Origin of the sequence: Shewanella jiangmenensis, assembly GCF_018596335.1 — a bacterium.
In the GTDB taxonomy this organism is placed as follows: domain Bacteria; phylum Pseudomonadota; class Gammaproteobacteria; order Enterobacterales; family Shewanellaceae; genus Shewanella; species Shewanella jiangmenensis.
On record NZ_JAHEPS010000001.1, the window covers coordinates 369,021 to 385,470 of the forward strand.

The 16,450-nt window shown below is 54.2% G+C and carries 14 protein-coding genes; 7 read left to right on the forward strand and 7 right to left on the reverse strand.

The window, feature by feature from the left end; genetic code table 11:
- Window positions 1–87: 87 nt before the first annotated feature.
- The 4 genes from KJI95_RS01665 (at window position 88) to KJI95_RS01680 (ending at window position 4,385) form a co-directional block, all read left to right on the forward strand.
- Complete coding sequence (locus KJI95_RS01665) at window positions 88–1,644, forward strand: GGDEF domain-containing protein (RefSeq protein WP_214505431.1); 1,557 nt, start codon at window positions 88–90, stop codon at window positions 1,642–1,644.
- A 47-nt stretch (window positions 1,645–1,691) separates the two neighbouring features.
- On the forward strand, window positions 1,692–3,047 hold the full coding sequence (gene ppnN / locus KJI95_RS01670) for a nucleotide 5'-monophosphate nucleosidase PpnN (RefSeq protein ID WP_214505432.1): 1,356 nt from the start codon (window positions 1,692–1,694) through the stop codon (window positions 3,045–3,047).
- The gene (xni, locus tag KJI95_RS01675) at window positions 3,044–3,814 is read left to right on the forward strand and encodes a flap endonuclease Xni (protein ID WP_214505433.1); all 771 of its coding nucleotides are present in this window, start codon (window positions 3,044–3,046) and stop codon (window positions 3,812–3,814) included. The genes ppnN and xni overlap by 4 nt, the downstream gene beginning before the upstream one ends.
- A 181-nt stretch (window positions 3,815–3,995) precedes the next feature.
- Window positions 3,996–4,385 (forward strand): DUF3192 domain-containing protein, encoded by a 390-nt coding sequence (locus KJI95_RS01680; protein WP_214505434.1) that lies wholly within the window; start codon window positions 3,996–3,998, stop codon window positions 4,383–4,385.
- A gap of 124 nt (window positions 4,386–4,509) precedes the next feature.
- Here the strand turns inward: KJI95_RS01680 and KJI95_RS01685 are convergent, their stop codons facing one another.
- Complete coding sequence (locus tag KJI95_RS01685) at window positions 4,510–7,305, reverse strand: S9 family peptidase (RefSeq protein ID WP_432653780.1); 2,796 nt, start codon at window positions 7,303–7,305, stop codon at window positions 4,510–4,512.
- Between the two features lie 309 nt (window positions 7,306–7,614).
- Between KJI95_RS01685 and KJI95_RS01690 the strand changes: the two genes are divergently transcribed.
- Together KJI95_RS01690 and KJI95_RS01695 are read left to right on the forward strand one after the other, a co-directional pair.
- Window positions 7,615–8,622, forward strand: coding sequence for an isocitrate dehydrogenase (locus KJI95_RS01690; protein ID WP_214505436.1), 1,008 nt, complete (start codon window positions 7,615–7,617; stop codon window positions 8,620–8,622).
- Window positions 8,623–9,179: 557 nt separating this feature from the next.
- Window positions 9,180–9,803, forward strand: a complete 624-nt coding sequence (locus tag KJI95_RS01695) for a peptidylprolyl isomerase (RefSeq protein WP_214505437.1) — start codon at window positions 9,180–9,182, stop codon at window positions 9,801–9,803.
- 149 nt (window positions 9,804–9,952) lie between these two features.
- On the opposite strand, the gene rlmM is transcribed toward KJI95_RS01695, so the two are convergent.
- The 4 genes from rlmM to KJI95_RS01715 form a co-directional block, all read right to left on the reverse strand.
- Window positions 9,953–11,038, reverse strand: a complete 1,086-nt coding sequence (rlmM, locus tag KJI95_RS01700) for a 23S rRNA (cytidine(2498)-2'-O)-methyltransferase RlmM (RefSeq protein ID WP_214505438.1) — start codon at window positions 11,036–11,038, stop codon at window positions 9,953–9,955.
- 187 nt (window positions 11,039–11,225) lie between these two features.
- On the reverse strand, window positions 11,226–11,612 hold the full coding sequence (locus tag KJI95_RS01705; protein ID WP_214505439.1) for a DUF423 domain-containing protein: 387 nt from the start codon (window positions 11,610–11,612) through the stop codon (window positions 11,226–11,228).
- A gap of 55 nt (window positions 11,613–11,667) precedes the next feature.
- Window positions 11,668–12,354: an alpha/beta family hydrolase gene (locus KJI95_RS01710; RefSeq protein WP_349356693.1), complete on the reverse strand. Its 687-nt coding sequence runs from the start codon at window positions 12,352–12,354 to the stop codon at window positions 11,668–11,670.
- Window positions 12,335–13,246, reverse strand: a complete 912-nt coding sequence (locus KJI95_RS01715) for a transcriptional regulator GcvA (RefSeq protein WP_214505440.1) — start codon at window positions 13,244–13,246, stop codon at window positions 12,335–12,337. The genes KJI95_RS01710 and KJI95_RS01715 overlap by 20 nt, the downstream gene beginning before the upstream one ends.
- 170 nt (window positions 13,247–13,416) lie before the next feature.
- Here KJI95_RS01715 and KJI95_RS01720 point away from each other — a divergent pair, with 170 nt between their 5' ends.
- Window positions 13,417–13,659, forward strand: coding sequence for a hypothetical protein (locus KJI95_RS01720; RefSeq protein WP_214505441.1), 243 nt, complete (start codon window positions 13,417–13,419; stop codon window positions 13,657–13,659).
- Between the two features lie 126 nt (window positions 13,660–13,785).
- On the opposite strand, the gene thiI is transcribed toward KJI95_RS01720, so the two are convergent.
- Both thiI and KJI95_RS01730 read right to left on the reverse strand, forming a co-directional pair.
- Window positions 13,786–15,240: a tRNA uracil 4-sulfurtransferase ThiI gene (gene thiI, locus KJI95_RS01725; RefSeq protein WP_214505442.1), complete on the reverse strand. Its 1,455-nt coding sequence runs from the start codon at window positions 15,238–15,240 to the stop codon at window positions 13,786–13,788.
- Window positions 15,241–15,511: 271 nt separating this feature from the next.
- Window positions 15,512–16,447 (reverse strand): flagellar motor protein MotB, encoded by a 936-nt coding sequence (locus KJI95_RS01730; RefSeq protein ID WP_214505443.1) that lies wholly within the window; start codon window positions 16,445–16,447, stop codon window positions 15,512–15,514.
- Window positions 16,448–16,450 lie beyond the last annotated feature (3 nt).

The following is a 16,450-nucleotide window of genomic DNA, read 5'->3' on the forward strand; positions in this document are numbered from 1 at the left end:
GATTGCTATACCATTAAGCCTATGGACGCTGCGCCGCGCACTGGCGCAGCCGATGGGGCTGCAAAGCATGTCAGGAAAGCATTCTGAATGAAGGATCAAAACGAAACGATTTCGCAGATCACTCTGCTCAAACAGAAGCTTCATGCTGCGAAAGTAGCATTGGATGAACTGAACGAAGACCGCAACACCAAGTTGCAGACTTTGCTGCAGTTTATTGCCAATTTAAGCCTTGCTTGCAAAGGTCAGAATTTAGAGCTGGACAACAAACTGGCCAAATTACGCCATCAGCTGTCCAATTTTGACCGCCTTGACGATGCCCTGCCTGAGCTGGTTGAAGTCGAGCGCCTGCTTAAAGGCCAGTATCACCATGTGATGGTGCAGCTTGAAGAGAGCCGCGCCGGCCTTGGCCGGGTACTGAGACAAATCCAGCGGGTAGACTCAGCCCCCGACAAACTCAAAAAAGAAGTCAGCTATTTCAAACAGGAATTGTCCAAGCCGCTGCATACCGTGTGGGATTACATTCCCAAGGTAGAGCAGCTTATCGGCTTTTATGACGATATCCTCGCCCGCCATGTGGACGCCGGTGAAAAGCTCACCGTGCTGCCCAAGCACAGGCAACTGGCCCATGAGCTGGCGCAAAGCATCTCTGAAATCGAATTCCGTAAAGATCAGCGGGATCAGGTGCTGGTCATCAAAGAAATGCTGAGCGGCGAGATTGAGGTCGAAGGCCTGCTCGACGCCTATCAAACCATTCTCACCTTACTGATTGACAACATCGCCCGGGAAAAGAGCGCCTCGCAGGAGTTTCTCTACGCCCTCAACGATGCCCTGTCGGCCGTGCGCGAAGTGGTCAGCGATTCCTACAATCACGCCCAGCGCAGTCATCAGCTTAAGCATCAGCTCAACCGCGAAATCAACTCTCGGGTCGATAACGTCGGTGAAGCCATTGTCGATATCAACGACATCACAGTGCTTAAATCGCAGATTACCGAGCAGCTTTCAAGTTTACGCTCGGCGCTGGCCCGCAAAGAGGCGCTGGAGCAACGTGAACAGGCGCTGCTGCGTAAATCCATGGAAACCATGCGCAAAGAGCTCAACGAGCTCTCAGATGAAGCCAGCAGCTACAAAGAGCGCTTGTTCGAGCAGCAAAAGCTCAATCTGCTCGACAGCCTGACCCAACTGCCAAACCGCGCCGCCCTCGAAGAGCGGATGGAGCAGGAATTCCGTAACTTCCAGCGTCACAAGCACCCGCTGTGGGTGGCGGTGGCCGACATTGACCACTTCAAGTCCATCAACGACAGTTTTGGCCACACCACAGGCGACAAGACGCTACAGGTCATCGCCATGGCGCTGAAAAACTCCCTGCGCGATACTGAATTTGTCGCCCGCTACGGCGGCGAAGAGTTTGTAATGTTAATCCCGGATGTGTCGTCATCTGACATAGATCAGCTGCTGAACAGGGTGCGTGAAAAAGTAAAAAATATTCCCTTTAAATTTAAAAATCAGAGAATTACAGTTACAGTATCTATAGGGGCTGCCCGTGTAATGGACAACGAGCTCATTCACGAAACCTTTGAGCGAGCGGACGCGGCCCTGTACAAAGCCAAACATGAGAGCAGAGACAGGGTCATCATAGACATTTGATCCCACCCGGGAGACTTTCGACTCCTGCCACTGCTTAAGGAGTTGTTATGATAGTGAAAATCAGTCCCCGCGGCAGCATGGATCAACTGTCTCAGCTGGAAGTTGACCGTCTTAAGCAAAGCGCTAAAAGCAGCCTTTACCAACTCTATCGCAACTGTTCATTGGCCGTGCTGGCCTCAGGGCTCAAAAGCGACAGCTCCACTGAGCTGTTCGACAAGTACAAAGATTTCGAAATCAATATTCTGCAGCGCGAGCGCGGCATCAAGCTCGAGCTGGTCAATCCGCCGGAGCAGGCCTTCGTTGATGGGCAAATCATCGCCGGCATTCAGGAGCACCTGTTTTCGGTGCTGCGCGACATTCTTTATATTTCCGATAAATACGACACGCTGAAGCACATCAATCTCACCAACGCCAGCCACATCACCAACGTGGTGTTTGATATTTTGCGTAATGCCCGTGCCATTCCCACCAAGAACGATCCCAATGTGGTGGTGTGCTGGGGCGGCCACAGCATCAATGCCATCGAGTATCAGTACACCCGCGAGGTTGGCTATCAGCTTGGGCTTCGCAAACTCGATATTTGCACCGGCTGCGGCCCGGGTGCGATGGAAGGCCCGATGAAAGGCGCTGCCATCGGCCACGCCAAGCAGCGGGTCAACAACGCCCGTTACATTGGCCTTACCGAGCCAAGCATCATCGCCGCTGAGCCGCCCAATCAAATCGTCAATGAGCTGGTGATTTTGCCGGATATTGAAAAACGCCTCGAAGCCTTTGTCCGTCTTGGCCACGGGATAGTGATTTTCCCCGGCGGCGCCGGCACCGCGGAAGAGCTGCTGTACCTGCTCGGCATTTTGCTCAATAAAGCCAATCAGAATATCCCCTTCCCGCTGGTGCTTACCGGCCCGAAAGAAAGCGCCGAGTACTTTATCAAGATTGATGAATTTATCGCGGCGACCCTGGGCGATGAGGCCCGCGCCAAGTACCGCATCATAGTTGACGACCCTGAAGAAGTGGCCCGGGTGATGAAAGAGGGTATGGAAGAGATTAAGGTGTTTCGCAAGACCAATGGCGATGCCTACCCGTATCAGTGGTCGCTGAAAATTGAGCCGGAATTCCAGCTGCCCTTTATTCCAACCCACGAGGTGATGTCAAACCTTAACCTGTTTTTCCAGACCAACAAGGCGGAGCTTGCGGCAAACCTGCGCCGCGCCTTCTCAGGTATTGTCGCCGGTAACGTGAAAGGCGAAACCATACGGCTTATCAAGCGTCATGGTCCGTTTGAGCTTAAGGGCGACCCCAAACTGATGGCGCTGATGGATGAATTGCTTGAAGCATTCGTCAAACAGCAGCGAATGAAACTACCGGGCAGCGCCTACGAGCCTTGCTATAAAATTGTGCGATGAATCTGTTACTTATCATTGATGGCCTGAACCTTATCCGGCGGATCCACGCCGCGCTGCCGGATGAGGCCGACATGGCAGCGCTTGAAGAGCGCTCTGTGCTCGCCTGTCGTAAGTTGCTGCGCGGCCACAGCCCCAGCCACTGTGCCATCGTCTGGGACGGCGACGCCATTTCCTGGCGAAAACAATTGTACGAAGACTACAAAAAAGGCCGCAAACCCATGCCGGATGCCCTGGCACAGGGGCTGCCTGCCCTGCGTGAAAAGCTAACGCCCCTTGGGGTTAATTCGGTGTTTGCCGAATCCGAAGCTGATGATGTTATCGCCACCCTCGCCACCAAGCTTGTCAGCCACGGCGGTGAGGCGATTATCGTGTCCACCGACAAGGGGTTATTGCAGCTGCAGTCGCCGAAAATTCGCCAGTGGGATCACTTCGCCGGCCAGTTTATGGATATCGAAGCCTTTGAAAACAAGCTGGGGATTGAGCGGCATCAATACCTTGATTACCTAGCGCTTTGCGGCGACAGCGGCAATAAGATCCCGGGCGTGCCCGGCATTGGCCCCAAGTCGGCGGGCGAGCTGCTTCGCACCTATCGCAGTATCGCAAACCTGTATCACTCCCTTGGCACCTTAGGCCCCCGTCAGGCGCAAAAACTGCGTGACGGCCGCGAGCTTGCGCGCATGAGTTACCGCCTTGCCAGGCTGCAAACCGATCTGCCGCTGAGTCTGAAGTTGAGTGACCTTCGTACGCTTTCAAACCTTACCGGCTAAGAACATCGGCCCGCACCGTAGCATCGCCCAACATACCAGCAAGCATGCGGCAAAGAGTCAAATCCGCGGGTAATTTTGTAACAAATGCTACACGGCGTTTACCAGCAAGGCGCCTTGCAGTATCTTTATCCGAAAATCTGCCACAGTTTGGCCGTGGCGGCGCAAGGAAAAGGATCTGAATATGAGTAGCAAGGCACCCGTGGTGATAGGCTCAGTTTTCGCAGCGTATCTGGCATTTGTCGGCGTTGTCGCCATTGGCTATGAACCAACACCTGACGACATGGATTGGGAAGACAGGCAGGTGTTCAACAACAAGGCACTGGCAGAATTGGCCATAGGGCAAGATCTGGTCAGCGTTAAATCCCTGCTGGGCTCACCGGATTTCAGCGAAGCCAAGTCAATCAAAGACAGCGCCATGCAGGTGCTTTTTTACCGCACTCACCATGAGAAATCCGACGGCGTGACCACCAAAGATGAATGCACGCCGCTGATATTTAAAAACAATCAGCTGATTGCCTGGGGCAGTGACACCTACAAGCAGTACCTCGCCGAGCCGGTAGCAGGCTTGTAAGCCCTAACCCGGAGTCGAGTGAGACGTACACAGCAATCAAGCATCACTCTCACATTTTCGCGCTCAACATTCACCACAGAAAAAGCCGCCCCATTGGGCGGCTTTTTTGCGTCAAGGTACGCGGTTACTGCTCGTCGCTGGAATATTCACGATAGGGCTCGCCCTGCTTCAGCCACTCGGGCGCAGCGGCGCCTTTGAGGTAGTGGTCGAAGTATTCCTTCATTCGGATGCTGTAATCCAGTTTGTTGCCATATTGCTTGAGATGATGCGGCTCACCTTCATACTGCAGCAATACCACATCTTTACCGGCGCGGCGCATGGCAAGGTAAATCTCAACCCCCTGCTCCCAGGGCACCGCATCGTCTTTGTCGCCAAACATGATCATCATCGGCGTTTTGATTCTGTCGACATAAAACACCGGTGAGTTTTCAACGTACTTGAGCGGCGCCTCCATCAGGCTCTCGCCGATGCGGCTTTGGCCGGTTTCATACTGGAACTGACGCGCAAGGCCAGTGCCGTGGCGAATGCCGCTGTAGGCGCTGGTCATGTTGCCCACCGGCGCGCCACTGACTGCTGCGGCAAAGATATTGGTCTGGGTGATGGCAAACGCCGTTTGATAGCCGCCCCATGAGTGACCCTGTATGCCCACAGCCTTGGGATCAGCAATGCCCATGTCGATAAGCTTTTGCACGCCCGAGGTCAGCGCCTGCACCGAGCTGTTGCCGGGGTAACCGATTTCAAAGCGGATATCCGGCAGGAAGATTGCGTAGCCCTGGTTGGCGTACCAGGCAAAGTTAGGTCTGTGGGTGACTGTCATGTCCGGGAAAGCGTGCAGACGGTCACTCATAAAGCGGTAGAAATACACCAGCACCGGGTAGCGTTTACCGCTCTCGTAGCCGGCAGGCTTAATCAGCACGCCATCAAGCTTTTTACCGTCGGTGTTGGTCCAGTGCACCAATTCAGCTTTGCCCCAGCCAAAGGCCTTGCGCTGGGCATCAAGCTCAGTCAGGCGACGGGCACTGTCCACATCCAGAAGGTCAGCGGCATAAAGGTCGGGAAAACGGTCGTAACGCTCACGGCTGAATACCACTGTCTCGGCATTTTTGGCGCGGCCAAGCACGGTAAGCTTTTCATCGTTGGCAACCAGGGTTTTTACGCTCTTTTTGCCAAGGTCGAGGCGATAAAAGCCATCTGCCTTGCTGCGTTCGTTGTAACCGGACAGCAGCAGCGCTTCATTCGCGCCTGTGGTGGCAGGTGCCGCAGTTTTATCTTCATACAGGCCCTGCACCCGATAGCTGATGCCATCCTTGCGACCGTCAGTGAGCTTCAGCGCGTTAGCGCCGGTGCTGGCAAACTGCCAGATATCGTACTTGTCGTACACCAGCAGCGCCGACTCATCCTTAAGCCAGGGGCCAAAGCCATAACCCGGCGCATCGGATGGATAATCATGATCTTCATCGGCAAAAGGCACATTAAGGCTCGCATTCAGCACCTTGGTATTGCCACTTGCCACATCAACGAGATGAATCTTGCCTTCGCGGAAAAATGCGCCGTAACGGCCGTTGGGCGAAATGCTTGGCTCAGCCTGGCTGGCTTGCCTGCGGGCAATAAGATGACGCTCGCCGCTTAAGGTATCAATCAGGTAAAAATCGCTGAAAAATCCGGCCCAGGTGATTTCTTTAAGATAAGGCTCACTGGATTGCCCCAGCACAAAGCGGCCGTATTCAATGCTGCCAACTTCCGGCAGGTCCGGCGTGGCCAACTGCACCACATTGCCGGGCGTTAAGTGCCACACGGCCTGCAGGGTTTGTTTTTTAAGCTTTTCAAAGGTTTTGATTTCGTGCGGTTTTATCCGGCTATCTTCACCGTGCCACAGTTTCAGGCCACGGCTGTCGCGGATGGTGTCCACATCAAACAAATCTGCCTCGGCGGTGAACTTTTTAAGGCTCAGCACCTTACTGACTTCCGGTACAGTACCGAAATACAGCCGCTCGCCGTCGTTCGAAAACGCAAGGGTTGAATACTGGTTCAGGCTCCAGCCCTGGGGGTGGGTTGCAAAGCTTGCGCTGCCGCTGCGGATAACACCCAAACGATAGGCACGCTCCTCGATGCGAGTCTCGGCAAGACCTGCGCTGAATGCGATAGCGCTGCCATCGGCGCTGAGCGCAACCGCGCCAAGCTGCTCGGAATCGGATTCATAAGCGGTGTTTACGGTCAGCCCATCGATGGCAACGCTTTGCAGCTGATGACGCTTGGCGGCGATATCATTGATAACCACAGCCGCAATGTTCCCTTTTTTATCAAAGGCATAGGCTGTTACATCGTTAAAATCGACGCGTTTGTCGCTGCCAAGGGCGAGCAGTGTTAACTTGGCGCCTTTGTCTTCTTTGGCAATCTTGGGCTTGGCGGCTTTATTTTCAGGCTCAGCTTTACTCATGGGCTCAGCTTTGGCGCTGCTTTCGCTGCCGGACTGTGCCTGCGCTTTATCGGTTTTATCCTCAGCCTTGTCTTTTTTGTCCTCTTCAGGCTCAAACCAGATACTGAGCACCTTGCCGGACGGGTCAAAAGCGAACTCCTTTACCTGCTCAAAACGCTGCTCTTTACCACTGGCAACCTCAACCAACACCATGCCTGATTTGAGTTTTTTCTTGGCTTTGGCATCGCTGGTTTCTTTAGCAAGCAGCGAAGGTTCAAGCTTCATGGCCACAAAACGGCCATCTGCGCTCACCACAGGCGCAGAGGCGCCGGCAATGCTAAGCTCAGGTTTACCCTTGGTGCCCCTGATAAGCGTGCGGGAGTCGCCCCGGTCGGGAGTCACTTCTACCGCCAGCAGGTTGCCATTGTCTGCCAGAACAGGTTTTTTTAAGGATTCAAACTTCATGATGTCCTGCACCGTCATGTCTGCTGCAGTAACAGACATGGCCGGCAACGCAAGCCCGGCGGCACTTGCGAGGGCACAAAGGAGAGTTGAAGGCTTCAAAGGTCGTCCTCTTATTGGTTGTTATTCGACTAAAGTAGACTTTTTAAGGCTTAGGCTTTGAATCATCTTTCATAGCCTTGATTTTTGCATGTTAGCCTACAGAAAAAACCGAGTGTTTGCTCACCTTTTCCTGTGAAAAGTGTATAAAAGTGTTTAAACTAAACTAGACATAAATCACATAATTCCAGTCCAGTTTCCGCTTGCGGAAACCGACAATTGCAGTAACCACCAACCGTGGAAGGAATATCCATGTCCAAAAGAACAATTACCGTGATCCCGGGTGACGGGATCGGCCCAAGCATCATTGACTCCGCCCTTAAAATCCTCGACAAAGCGGGCTGCGACTTCGAATACGAATTCGCCGATGCAGGCCTCACGGCACTGGAAAAGCACGGTGAATTGCTGCCTCAGCGCACGCTGGATCTGATCGAAAAAAACCGTATCACCCTTAAAGGCCCACTGACCACTCCGGTTGGTGAAGGCTTTACTTCCATCAACGTGACTCTGCGTAAAAAGTTCAGCCTGTACGCCAACGTGCGTCCGGTGAACTCTTTCAAAGGCACCCAGGCCAGATACGACAATATCGACATCATCACAGTACGTGAAAACACTGAAGGCATGTATTCTGGCCACGGTCAGAAAGTGTCTGAAGATGGCTCAGTTGCCGAAGCCACCAGTATCATCACCCGTCAGGGCGCCGAGCAGATCACCACCTTCGCTTACGAGCTGGCACGCAAAGAAGGCCGTAAAAAGGTCACTATCGTGCACAAGGCCAACATCATGAAGTCCACCTCAGGCCTGTTCCTGAAAGTGGCCCGTGAAGTGAGCCAGCGCTACCCTGACATCACCACCGAAGAAATGATCGTGGACGCCACCTGCATGAAGCTGGTGATGAACCCTGAAAACTTCGACGTGATAGTAACCACCAACCTGTTTGGCGACATCCTGTCGGATCTGTGTGCAGGTCTGGTTGGCGGTCTGGGTATGGCTCCGGGTGCCAACATCGGTGCCGGCGCCGCGATTTTCGAAGCTGTGCATGGCAGCGCGCCGGACATCGCCGGTAAGAACCTTGCCAACCCTACTTCAGTAATTCTGGCCTCAGTGCAGATGCTTGAGTATCTGGGCATGGCCGACAAAGCCGAAGCCATCCGCAGCGCCGTTGCTGCCGTGATTGAAGAAGGCGATCGCACTACCCGTGACCTCGGCGGTACCCATGGCACCACCGACTTCACCCAGGCAGTACTCGACAGACTCTGATCTGTAAGCTGTAACTGGCAAAGAGCAACCTGCAAAGTTGCTGACAAACGTTACTGACAAAAAAGGATGAGCCCCGCTCATCCTTTTTTATTTGCGCCCCGCGAACTGTTGCGCCCTGCTCAACGCGAATGCCACACCTGCTCTGCAACACGAGCGCCAGGTCGCAATTCATTTGTCAGTTCAAGCTTAAATCCAAGTCTCTGGCCAAGTCTCAGTTCAAGCCACAGCGCAAACCTCTGTCCAAGCCACAGTTCAAACGGCAATTCAAGCCGCGTCTTAATACCCATTCAGGGCAAACGATACTGCGCGGCAGCTTGCATCAACAGCGCCAAAGCTTAACAAGAGCCTGACCGTGACAAACCCAAAACACCACAAAATCTCACAACGCCTCACAAAAGTTAATTCACACATACCGATGTAACTCTTTGTATCATTTAGCTGTTTCAACTGTACCGCCAATTGCCTGCCATCGCCAATCCCTGCACAATGCGGCACCTGCCCACGCTGGCAGCGGCATAAAAAGCAGTCGCCCCCCAGGGTGCTCCAAGGGATATAAAATGAAAAAAATAATGGGACTTTTACTGTGCAGCCAATTGGTTGCCTGTGGCGGCAGTGACAGCGGCGATAACGGTACCACAGAGCCGCCGGTCACCGATAAACCAGTCAGCATGAAAATCGATGTCTGTTACCTGATGAGTACCAATCTTGGCGACATGACCCTGGGTATCGACCTGACCAACACACCTATCAGCGGCAAAAACTTCAAACAATACGTCGATAAAGGTTTTTACAACGGCACCCTGTTCCACCGCGCCGTGAGCAACTTTGTGGTTCAGGGCGGCGGCTTTACCTCCGGCCTTAAGCCCAAGGCCGGCGATGCGCCAATCAAAAATGAAGCCCGCGTTGGCCTCAGCAACGAGCGCGGCACCCTTGCCATGGCCCGCACCTCAGCCCCCGACAGCGCCACCTCGCAGTTTTACATCAACGTACTGAATAACCCGCAGCTGGACTATTCTGCCAGCAACCATGGTTATGCGGTATTCGGCAAGGTACTGTCAGGCATGGAAGTGGCCGACCAAATCAGCATAGCGCCGGTTCATAACGTCAATGGTTTCAGCCATGTGCCGGTCACCGAGATAGTGATAAATACCGTCGCCGAAGTGAATTGTCCGGCTAGCTAACGCATTGGCATTACGGTCTTTAATAACGATGAAGGCCAGCAGGGACTTCATCCATCTGAAGACTTGCCCATGTTGAAAACAATAAAGGCGCCGAAGGCGCCTTTAATCACGCTACTGAGACCAACTCAGCCTGTGCAGCGCAAGCGCTGTTAAATCCAGGGCGAGCTTGGTCTTAACCACAGGTGCACTGTCACTTCATCGCGGTCGTGGTACAGGTGTTTACAGGCCAGATGAAACTCGTGGATGCCGTTTTCCTTGAGGATGGCATGCATGTTGGCGAGGATCTGCGACACTTCTTTATAGCGGCTTTTCATCGGCAGCTTGAGGTTAAAAATCGCCTCTTTAAACCAGCCCTGGATGGCCCAATGTTCCATCAGCTCGGCAACACGGGCGGGTTTTTCCACCATGTCACACACCAGCCAGTACACGTTGCGCTTGAGTGGCTCGAACTTAAAACCGTCGGCGCGGTGATGGGTGACCTGGCCGGAATCCATCAGTTTTTCATTCATCGGGCCGTTATCAATGGCCTGTACCATCATGCCACGGCGCACCAGCTGATAAGTCCAGCCGCCGGGGCAGGCACCCAGATCCACGGCATTGAGACCGCTGCGAAGGCGGATTTCATGCTCTTCACGCGGGATGAAGTGGATGAAGGCCTCATCAAGCTTCAGCGTGGAGCGGCTCGGCGCATCAGACGGGAACTTAAGCCGTGGAATGCCCATATAGTGAGGCGAGCTGTTGTTTGACAGCGAATAGCCCACAAAGGCCTTGCCGGAGCCAACAAAACACACGTGAATGATGGGGCGGCGCGCATGTTCTTTATCAAGCAAAGAGCCTTGCTTTTTCAGCGCCTGACGCAGCGGCACAGTAAACTTGCGGCAAAACGCCGATAGCTCTTTTGCCTCGTTGGTGTCGGGGGTTTCGACCCTAAGCTCGCCAGCGCGCTCCACGCCCGCGAGCGCGGCCGAAATGGGGCTCACTCGGTCTTCCGGCGGCAAATCACTGATAAGGTCGCCACAGGCGAACATTTGTCTGGCAAACACCAGCGAATCCAGCGGCAGATCTTTGGCGAGGCGATCACCATCGTCATCGGCAAAGCCCTGGAACACCACAAAGGCGTCGTCATTGTTGGCTTTGACAAAGCCGCCTATGCCCAATTCACCGGCACGCTGCTGGATTTCGGCGGCGCAGTCTTTCTCGTAACCGGCGCGGCAATATAAAAACAGGTTTTTCATCGGAGTTCTTCGTTGATACTGGCAGGAAGGCGGCCAGCTGTGGCCGTCCTTGTTCTCTCATCTACGCTTCGAAAGAACCGTTTCGAACGGGAAATGTCGTTCGATAACCTTCTATCGATAAATCGTGTCAAATTCGCTAATGGCGCCGAGTATACCACAGCCTGCGGGCTTGGATCTCACCCCGCTATCAATTGCCGCCAATCACCCGATGACGCCACACGGCGGCGCCAAGGAGCAGCCAGCCAAGCAAAAAGCAGGTGCCGCCCATGGGGGTGATGGGCCCCCACCACTTGGCGCCTGTGAGCACCATGGCATACAGGGAGCCAGAAAACAGCGCCATGCCGGCGATAAAAAAGCCCGCGGCCCAGCCAAGCAATCTGGATGGCACATACTGCCAGGCAAGCGCCACCGCTATCACCGCAAAGGTATGGTAAAACTGATATTCCACCCCGAGTTTGAATACCGACACCATCTCGGCCGATACCAGATTTTTAAGGCCATGGGCACCAAAAGCGCCAAGGGCGACCGCCAAAAAACCACTGACCGATGCAAATAAAAACAGGCCTCTGTTCACGCATTTCTCCTTAATCACTGTAAAGGCGGCGCCTGAGTGTGTACGGGTTGTCCCATCAAAAATCTAAGGTCATCACCGAAGACATAAAACCCACGCAGCAGTCCGCCGCCGCATCAAGGTTACCTGCTTCGGTATGTCCTGACGACTTGCGTGGCACCAAGCTGTGATCGCCATCGGCCACCCAGTGCAAATTCACCGCTGGCGGAATATCCCAGCTCGCTACCTGCGCGGGGTTGCCAAAGCTGTCGCGCTCGCCCTGCACGATTAAAAGCGGCAGTGTGCATTGCTGCAAAGGCTCAAGCCGCACCGCTTTGCCTTTGGGCGGCAAAAAGGGATAACCAAGGCAGATAATGCCGCTGAGCCTGGTTTTGGTGTCATCCGCGCCCAGCATCGCAGCCATGCGCCCGCCCATGGATTTCCCCATCAGAAACAAATGCCGTGGGGCAAAGCGCTCCGTCACGAGCGCTATCGCGTCGTCGAAGCAGGCCAGCAGCGCCGGGGCCCGATTTGGCGGTCTGCGGGTGCCATCAAGCAGCCGCTGCTGCATATAGGGAAAATTAAAGCGCACCACAGCGATACCGCGCTCACACAGGCGCTGCGCCATGGCCGCCATAAAGTCCGAATCCATATCGGCGCCCGCGCCATGGGCAAACAGCACCAAGGCCTTGATATTGTCCGCGCCTGCGGCCGGAATATCCGCTTTAAGCCACTCGGGCAAAGGCTTATCCAGGCAAGAGTTCACTGCGCGACTCCTCGGCAAACATGTCCAGCATCCACTCGCGGAACGCCACTATTTTGCCAAGCTCGGCATGGTTTTGCTGACACACCAGATAGTAGGCATCTTTGCTCACAAGCACTTCCTGAAACGGCACCACCAAGCGGCCGGCCTTGATGTCGGGACGGGCCAGCACGCTGTAACCCAGTGCAACACCCTGACCGTGGGCAGCCGCCTGCAATACCAAGGACGAGTGGCTGAAAATCGGCCCCTGATTCACGTTTACATCGGTCACGCCGCACTGGCGAAACCAGGCCTGCCAGTCGTGACGGCTCATGTCGTGCAGCAGGGTGTGATGTTTAAGATCTGACGGCTTTTCAAGTGGCTTGGGGCCGCTTAGCAGCAAGGGCGAGCACACAGGAATCAGCACTTCGTTACGCAGCTTGTCGGCCCGCAGTCCGGGCCAGTTGCCCTGACCGTAGTAAATGGCGACGTCCACGTCATCGGTAAGTGAGCTTGCCTCACTGTCCACCGCCTTAATGCGCACATCGATTTCAGGGTTCTTTTCGCTGAATTTGGCAAGACGCGGTACCAGCCACTGAATGGCAAAACTGGGCGACATGCTCACCGTGAGCGAGCCGATGGCGCTGCGGGCAAGCAAGCGATCGGTGGCGTCGGCAAGATCGGTAAAAATATCCTTGATGTCGAGAAAGTAGCTCTGACCTTCTTCGGTCAGCAGCAGCGAGCGGTTTTTTCGGCGAAATAATTTTAATCCCAAAAAATCCTCAAGCGCCTTGATTTGATGGCTCACGGCCGCCTGGGTAACAAACAGCTCTTCGGCGGCGCGGGTAAAACTCAGGTGCCGTGCGGCAGCCTCAAATGCCTTAACGGCGTTGAGCGGTGGAAGTCGTCTTGACATAGTGATCAGACTCTCATTTTTTAATTAGTTTTTCTAATCCTGATTGTTACATTTTATCGTTTGTTAATGGAAGAGGGTTTGGGTAAATTTTGCGCCATTGAAATAGAGGGTCGGGCAGCTTTCAGTCGGAGTAAGCGAGCCTGACAACCATTAAGCCCCGGAGGCTCGCCATGTTGAATATGAAATCCGCTTTTATCCTTGCCCTGTTTACCTCGGTTGCCGCCCAGGCTGCCGATACAGAACCCATGCCAGTGCAAACCATTGATACTGAAGGGCTGCATGCCACCATCAGCGCAGAGCTGCAAACCAGCAACGATGAACTTCTGGTAAAAATCCGCGCCGACAACCAGGATTTGCTGCTGCTCGCGGGCAAAGAAGCCGCTGACACCGAAACAGTCACCCAAGCGGAATAAGCCTGACGGGGGTTAAGCACACAGGCAACTGCCATTACCCCACAGAAAAACTTCAGAAAAACCCCAGAAACATCATAAAAAAACGCCGCTAATGCGGCGTTTTTTTTATCTGAAACAACCCCTGATTTAAGGGCGATATACCTTCACATTGCCAAAACCCTGCTCCTGCAGATACAACGCCTGCAGCTTACTCATCACGCCGCGCTCACAGTAAAGCAGATAGGTTTTTTCCTTATCCAAATCGCCAAAGGCTGTGGCCAGGCGGAAGAAGGGGATAACTTTCACCTCAACGCCTTCAATCTCAAGTGGCTTGGCCTCTTCTTCTTCCGGGGCGCGGATGTCGATGATGACTTCGTTACCTTCGGCGCTGGACACGGTTTCAGTCTCGGTAACGGCTTCGGCTGTGGTCACGGCAATATCCCGGATATCAATCACTTCGGCCTTGGCCAGCACGCGGTCGAGCAGATCTTCAGAGAACTTTTGCTCTTCGGCTTCGACCTTGGCGAGCACAGCTTTCACGGTCGGGCTCTTTGAAATCACGCCGCAGTATTCAGGAATAGAAGCAGCAAAATCTTCAGTGCCGATGCGGCGTGCTTCTTTGATGATGTCCGGCTTATCCATGGCAATCAGCGGGCGCAAAATCAACAGGTCGGTGCAGCGGTCAATCACATTGAGGTTGGTCAGGGTCTGGCTTGACACCTGACCCAGGCTTTCGCCGGTCACCAGCGCCTGCACGCCCATACGATGAGCCACGCGGGTTGCGGCGCGCATCATCATGCGCTTGAGCACCACACCCATCTGACCGTTCTCGATGCGCTCAAGGATCTCGGTGACCACTTCTTCAAAAGGCACAGTCACAAACTTAACCTTGTGCGACTCGCCGTAGGTTTTCCACAGATGATAAGCCACCTGCTTCACGCCGATTTCGTGCTGGGCGCCGCCTAAGTTAAAGAAGCAGTAATGGGTGCGCGAGCCGCGTTTGATAAACTGGAAACTGGCCACACCCGAGTCAAAACCGCCGGAGATCAGCGACAGCACATCTTCCTGCGCGGCAATCGGGAAGCCGCCCAAACCTTCGATACGGCGACTCACCATGTACAGCTTGTCGCGATCGATTTCGAGCTGAATGGTCAAATCGGGATTTTTAAGCTGTACGCCTTTGGCTTCGGTAAACTGATTCAGACCGCCGCCCACATAGCGCTCCACCTCGATGGAGTTAAAGCTGTGCTGGCCTGAGCGCTTCACCCGTACGCAAAACGTCTTGTCTTTCAGCGCATCGCGGTACACAGGCAGCGCCAGCTGATAGATATCGTCCACGGTTTCAAAGTCATATTCCGCCACCTGCAGCACGTGGTGGATACCGGGAATGTGCGCCAGGCGCTCGGCAAATACGTCGGTCAGCTCTGGGCGGTCTTTGGGCACCTTCACCAGAATTTTATCCCACTGGCGCTGTACCTTGGCGTCCTCATCAATCTTCTTGAGCACGTTACGAATATTGGACTCGAGCATCTTGGTAAAACGCAATCTTACCGGTTTGCTCTTGATCATGATTTCGGGATACAGCTTAACGATAAACTTCATGGGATTTCCAAAGACAGGTGTTGACCCGGACAACAGCCATCAGGCCGCCGGGGCGTAAACATTAACAAAGCAATCGCGGGATTATATCAAAAACTCAGGCAAGGTGGCAGCGCCGAGTAAAAACACGCCCGGCACATGCCGGGCGTTGGTGTAGGCAGGGTCGGATGCAATCAACAATGCCAGTGCCGTTTCGCTTGCACCTCAGCGCCTTATCGGATACACCTCAACAGGATACGGTGCGGCAAAACGGCACGTTTAGCATTGCCGATTATCAGTTGGGTTGGGTGCCAACCTGAATTTCGTCAGACTCTTTGGGCTTACCCTGCTCGATGGCGATTTCAACCCGCCGGTTTCGGGCACGGTTTTCATCAGTGTCGTTGGGTACCATGGGGTTATTCGAACCCATGCCGACCACTTTCATGCGCGAGGCATCAAAACCTTTGACCTTCACCAGCTCGTGGGCCACCGACACCGCCCGCTTGGACGACAAATCCCAGTTGGAGGAATAAAGCTCGTTGCTTATCTGCATATCGTCGGTGTAGCCGGAGACTGTGACTATGCCGGGTACGTCTTTTAACAGCTCGCCCACAGCACGGATAACCGGCCTGAACTTGGGCTGCAAGAAGCCCGAGCCTGAGCCAAATGCGCCCTTCTCTCGAATGCGGATAATGATTTGCTGCCCAAGTGACTCGATTTCGATGGCGCCATCTTCAATCTGTTCGTTGAGCTGCTCGGCCATCTTTTTAACCTGCTGATTTATCTGATCCTGCGACGAAGCCGAATCACTCTTTTGATTTTCTGCGGTTTCCTGTGCGGTAGCGGAGGCCTCACCGCCGCGCTGTGAGCCTTGCTGCTGCTGCACGCCACCGGCGCTGTCGCTCTCGCCTTCCTGCACTTCCAGCATAGGCTCGGTCATTTCGGTGGTTTGCTGGGTGATGATTTCAATCGGCGTAGGCTCGGGTTTGCCGGGGCGAAACTCGAGCGCAATCACCGAGGTACCTTTGGGAATATCCTTTACTTCTACCTGATTCTGCACCCCGAAGGCGTATTTCATGGAGCCCGCTATCTGCTTGAACTTCATCACGTCCATTTCAGAAAACGCCAGCAACAGCACAAAGAAGCACATCAGCAGCGACATCAGGTCAGCAAAGGTTGCCAGCCACATGGGCGCCCCCGGTGGCGGACAATTACACTTGGCCTTGGCCATGGG